Here is a 4,694-nt window from a genome sequence, read left to right on the forward strand (position 1 = left end):
CAAAGTCTCGCCGATCACGCAAATGATCGAGAAGCCGAAGCAGGGCACGGCGCCCTCCAATCTGCACATCACCGGCCGGTATATCTTGCAGCCGGAAATCTTCACGCTGCTTGAAAACCAGGAGCGTGGCGCGGGCGGCGAAATCCAGCTGACGGACTCGATGATCCAGTTGATGCAAAGCGGCAAGCAGCCGTTCCACGCGGTTCGCTTCGACGGGCAAATCTACGACTGCGGTTCGAAGCTCGGCTTCCTGACTGCCAACGTTGCGCTGGCGCTGGAGCGCGCCGATCTTGCCGACGATTTCAGGCGCGAAGTGAGACGACTGCTGGACGCCAAGGCCTAGCGTCGCCACCTGACGCCGACGTGGACTTCATCTCCGATGTAGTCATTCGGGACGCCGACGCCGTCAAAGTTCACGTGGGCATACCGGGCAAACAGTATCCAGTTGCGGTTGGCGTAATATTCGAGGCCCAGAGTTTCGCGAAATTCATTGTCGTAGATGACACCATCCTGCGAGTTCTGGTTTGAATAGATCAACCCCGCAGAGGCAACGAGATAGTTCGTCAGCTCGTGGCGCACCTCGACGCCGGCGTAGCGGTAAAGCGCGCCGCCGACATCGGTCGTTGTTGTCTCCGATACATCGGAACTGGCGTTGAAAATGACCGATGTCAGGCCGGTCACGCGCCACGTCGCGTTGGCATCGATGATCAGACCATCGACCGGGTGCAGCCTCGCATTTTCGGGGGTTTGGATACCGTAGCCGAGGCTTACTTCGCCGCGCAGAATTTGTCCGGTGTTTCCGAACGACACGCCGAAGCGATAGCGCTGACCATTCGACGTGCGGTTGATGCCGTCCGATTGGGCCGCCTCGGCGTAATCGCGATGATTGACGGCGACTTCGACGAAGGGCGAGAACGTCGGCTTGAACTCCCAAGTGGCGCGCGCAGCCTCCTGGTACTGGGTGTAGTCACGATCCTGATTATTCGTGACGACGCCGGCGTCTTCCGTGTTGCCGTACGCGTAATCCGTGACGCTGCCGCGAAACTGCATCGACAAGCGGTTGAAGCGTTGATTGTAGGAAGCCTCGGCACGATCCGTCAGGATCTTCGCGCGGGTTCCGACCGAGCTTGCATCCAATGCCGAGCGATCCTCGAACGCCTGCGTGCGCGAGAGCAGCGCCTGGATGTTCGCCCGCCGCGTAATGTCGAGCCGGCCGCGAGTCTCAAGAAAGTAGTCTCTGTCGTCCTCGATCGGGTATTGGTTGTAGAAGCTCAGGCCGCCGGTAGCGCTGAATTCCAGCGCATGCCTGCTCCAATTCGACACGAGGCGGGCCGCCGGCACAACGTCGAGCGTGGCGTCCGACAAAGCATTCGGCGCATGGAAGACGTTCGAATAATAAGAGCTGCCGAGTTCCAGTTCGGGAAAGAGCACGAAGCTGCCGATCTGAATTCCGACGGGATCATAGGGCTCCTGCCGAAAGAACCGACTGGTCAGGCGGTTGTCGACGATCGGATCTAGGTCTTCGATCTGATAGAGGAGAGGATCGGGCGTGGGCGCCGAATTCTGGAAAAGGGCCGCGTCGTCCTGATCGCGTGTATCGACGACGGAGGTATCAACGCCGTCCTCGGGCGCGGTCGGCTCCGGCGTATCGAGAACGCCGTCAATCGGTGCCGACGGCTCTGCCGGGCCATTCGGGTCGCCGTCCTCGACAACCGACCGCTGCCCGACGGCAGGGCCTGGATTGAGCATATCCTGCTCTTGCGGATCTTCAGTCGGATCGTCCTGAGGTATTGGCGGAGGAATGCCGGGAGCGGCATAGTCGTCGCTAAGATCCTGGGGCTTAGGGCGCGTCCGGCTCGCACGGGTCGGTCCCGACGGAAAGGTTTCACGGGATGCGGCGAAAGGGTCGGTATCTGCAGCGTCCTGGGCGTGTGCGGATCCTACGGGCACCGATGAAAGCACCGCAACCACCAACCCACACATCAACAAGGCGAAACGCCATTCGCCCATTCCGAGGCGCCCCCATGAATAGTCCCTTCAAGCGAACGCCAACGACTCGACGGGTCCACCCTAGGAACCCGTGGTTAATGAGGCGTTTAAGCAGGGATGAGGCTAACCGCTGTGGCGAGGGGCCGGAAAAATTGCTAAGCAACATTCTGCGAGTCTGGGAAACTCGTTCATCCGACACCCCGCGACATACACCCCGCAACACAAGGATCGTTGCAGCTGATGCAGAAGGTCGTTCCCTTCATCCAGCCCGAGACGAACGCCCCACGGACGGGCGAAAAGCGGGAGGCTGCGGCCGCGGTTGCTTCGGCCATTCGTACGCTCAATCTCGAAACCGAGGGCCTAGCCCTGCTTGCGACGGAGCTTGGCGGCGATCTCGCGGAGCCCTTCGAGGAAGCCGTGCGCCGGCTGGCGGCCGTCAGCGGCCGCGTCATCGTCACCGGCATCGGTAAAAGCGGCCACGTCGGCCAAAAGATAGCCGCCACGTTTGCCTCGACCGGGACGCCGGCGTTTTTCGTACACCCGAGCGAAGCCTCGCATGGCGACCTCGGCATGGTCACGCGATCCGATCTCATTCTGGCATTGTCGTGGTCTGGAGAGACGGTCGAACTCAAGCCCATCATCACGTATTCGCGCCGCTTTGCCGTTCCGCTGGTTGCGATCACGTCGCAAGCCGAATCGGCTCTCGGCCAGCAGGCCGACGTCGTGTTGCTGCTACCGCGCGCCAAGGAAGCCTGCCCGCACGGCCTGGCGCCGACGACGTCAACGACGATGCAACTGGCGCTCGGCGACGGGCTTGCGATCGCGCTGCTTGAAGCGCGCGGCTTCACGGCCCACGATTTCAAGGTTTTTCACCCGGGCGGTTCGCTCGGCGCCAATCTCAAGTACGTCTCCGACATCATGCATCGGGGCGACCGTCTGCCGCTCATCCAGAGCGGCGAGTCGATGGCGGGGGCGCTCGTCACAATGACGGAAAAGAGCTTCGGTTGCGTCGGCGTCATCGACACTCGTGGCCGGCTCATCGGGGTCGTTACCGATGGCGATTTGCGCCGTCACATGGGAGCTAATCTGGTTTCAGCCAAAGTCGATGACGTGATGACGGCGAAGCCGAAGACGATTGCGCCGACGATGCTGACGTCGGCGGCGCTTGAGCTGATCAACTCGTCCCGTATCACGGCGCTGTTCGTGCTTGAAAAGCACAAGCCTGTCGGCCTCGTTCACGTGCACGATCTCTTGCGGCTCGGGGTCGCTTGAGTGCATCTGCCGCCTAGGCAGCAATATCAGCCCTGGAAACGACAAGCACCGTGCCGTCAACGCCGGTGACTTTGACGCGGCTGCCTCGGGCTGCATCCTCGCCCTCCGCCGCCCATACCGTATCGTTGACCCGCACCTTGCCGCGCCCGTTGGTGATCGCGTCCTCGACCGTCACGATGCGCCCGATGTATTGCGCGCCGCGAACATTGAGGTCGGGAACATCGGACTTCTGCGAGTCTTCGCGGCTCTTGTTGCGGACCCAGAACACCGTCGCCAACGCGATGAGCGCGAAAGCTATGACTTGCCAAGGCCACGCGATCGGTACGACGAACGCGATCAGTCCTACGACGGCTGCCGATACGCCGAACCAGAGGAAATGCACGCCGGGCACAAAGGATTCGAGCACGAACAGCACCACGGCGAGCGCGAACCATAGCAACGTCCCGAACTGCGCAATCAAATATGTCATGGACTGCATGGTCGGCTGATCTCCAAGTCGCGGGCTTTTGCCGTCTGAGCCACGTTCATCAAACCTGCGGCACGGAACCAGGGCGTATCGGCACGCGCGGCGTCGACGGCTGCGGACCCGAGCCGCCGCCACCGAACGCCTCGCCCGCAATCTGCGCCAGCCCGCCGAGCGAACCGATGACGGACGATGCTTCGAGCGGCATTAGGATGACCTTCTGGTTCGGCGCCTTGGCCAGAGATTCGAGCACCTTCATGTAATTATTCGCGACGAAGTAGTTGATGGCCTGGACGTTACCCTTCGAAATGGCGTCTGACACCATTTGCGTGGCCTTGGCCTCGGCTTCCGCCGAGCGCTCGCGGGCTTCGGCGTCGCGATAGGCGGCTTCCCTGCGGCCTTCGGCTTCGAGCACGACGGCTTGCTTTGCACCTTCGGCCTTCAAAATCGCCGCCTGCCTGAGGCCTTCCGACTCGAGAATTTGCGCGCGCTTTTCGCGTTCCGCCTTCATCTGCCGCGCCATACTGTCGACGAGGTCGCGCGGCGGGGCGATGTCCTTGATTTCGATGCGCGTGACCTTGACGCCCCAGGCTTCGGTCGCCGCGTCGACGACCTGCAAGAGCCGATGGTTGATCTGATCGCGGTTGGACAGAAGCTCATCGAGATCCATCGAACCCATGACGGTGCGGATGTTGGTCATTGTCAGGTTGATCATCGAATGCTCGAGTTTGTCGACCTCGTAGGCCGCCTTTGCGGCATTCAAAATCTGGAAAAAGGCGACGCCGTCGACGCGCACCATTGCGTTATCGCGGGTGATGACATCCTGGCTCGGGATATCCATCACCTGCTCTTTCATGTTCATCTTGTGGACAACACGCTCTATGACCGGGATCAAGATGTGCATGCCGGGAGACAGCGTCCGCGTGTATCGTCCGAGGTTCTCGACGGTGAACGAGTAGCCCTGCGGTAC

The 4,694-nt window shown here is 61.3% G+C and carries 5 protein-coding genes; 2 read left to right on the top strand and 3 right to left on the bottom strand.

Annotated elements, in window-relative coordinates; translation table 11 throughout:
* The coding region (locus VN623_RS07910) for a sugar phosphate nucleotidyltransferase (RefSeq protein ID WP_325569843.1) at positions 1 to 343 on the top strand (343 nt) is incomplete at its 5' end.
* On the opposite strand, the gene VN623_RS07915 is transcribed toward VN623_RS07910, so the two are convergent.
* Entirely contained in the window at positions 340 to 2,010 is a 1,671-nt protein-coding gene (locus tag VN623_RS07915) for an outer membrane beta-barrel protein (RefSeq protein WP_325569845.1), read from the bottom strand. The genes VN623_RS07910 and VN623_RS07915 overlap by 4 nt on opposite strands.
* A gap of 219 nt (positions 2,011 to 2,229) precedes the next feature.
* Between VN623_RS07915 and VN623_RS07920 the strand changes: the two genes are divergently transcribed.
* The gene (locus tag VN623_RS07920; RefSeq protein WP_325569846.1) at positions 2,230 to 3,261 is read left to right on the top strand and encodes a KpsF/GutQ family sugar-phosphate isomerase; all 1,032 of its coding nucleotides are present in this window, start codon (positions 2,230 to 2,232) and stop codon (positions 3,259 to 3,261) included.
* A gap of 13 nt (positions 3,262 to 3,274) precedes the next feature.
* Here VN623_RS07920 and VN623_RS07925 read toward each other — a convergent pair whose 3' ends face one another.
* Positions 3,275 to 3,739 carry an NfeD family protein gene (locus VN623_RS07925; protein ID WP_325569848.1) on the bottom strand — a complete coding sequence of 155 codons (465 nt, stop codon included), beginning with the start codon at positions 3,737 to 3,739 and terminating at the stop codon, positions 3,275 to 3,277.
* Positions 3,740 to 3,788: 49 nt separating this feature from the next.
* A partial coding sequence (locus VN623_RS07930; protein WP_325569850.1) for an SPFH domain-containing protein occupies positions 3,789 to 4,694 on the bottom strand: 906 nt, incomplete at its 5' end.

The sequence above is a fragment of the Hyphomicrobium sp. genome, assembly GCF_035572195.1.
Classification (GTDB): domain Bacteria; phylum Pseudomonadota; class Alphaproteobacteria; order Rhizobiales; family Hyphomicrobiaceae; genus Hyphomicrobium_B.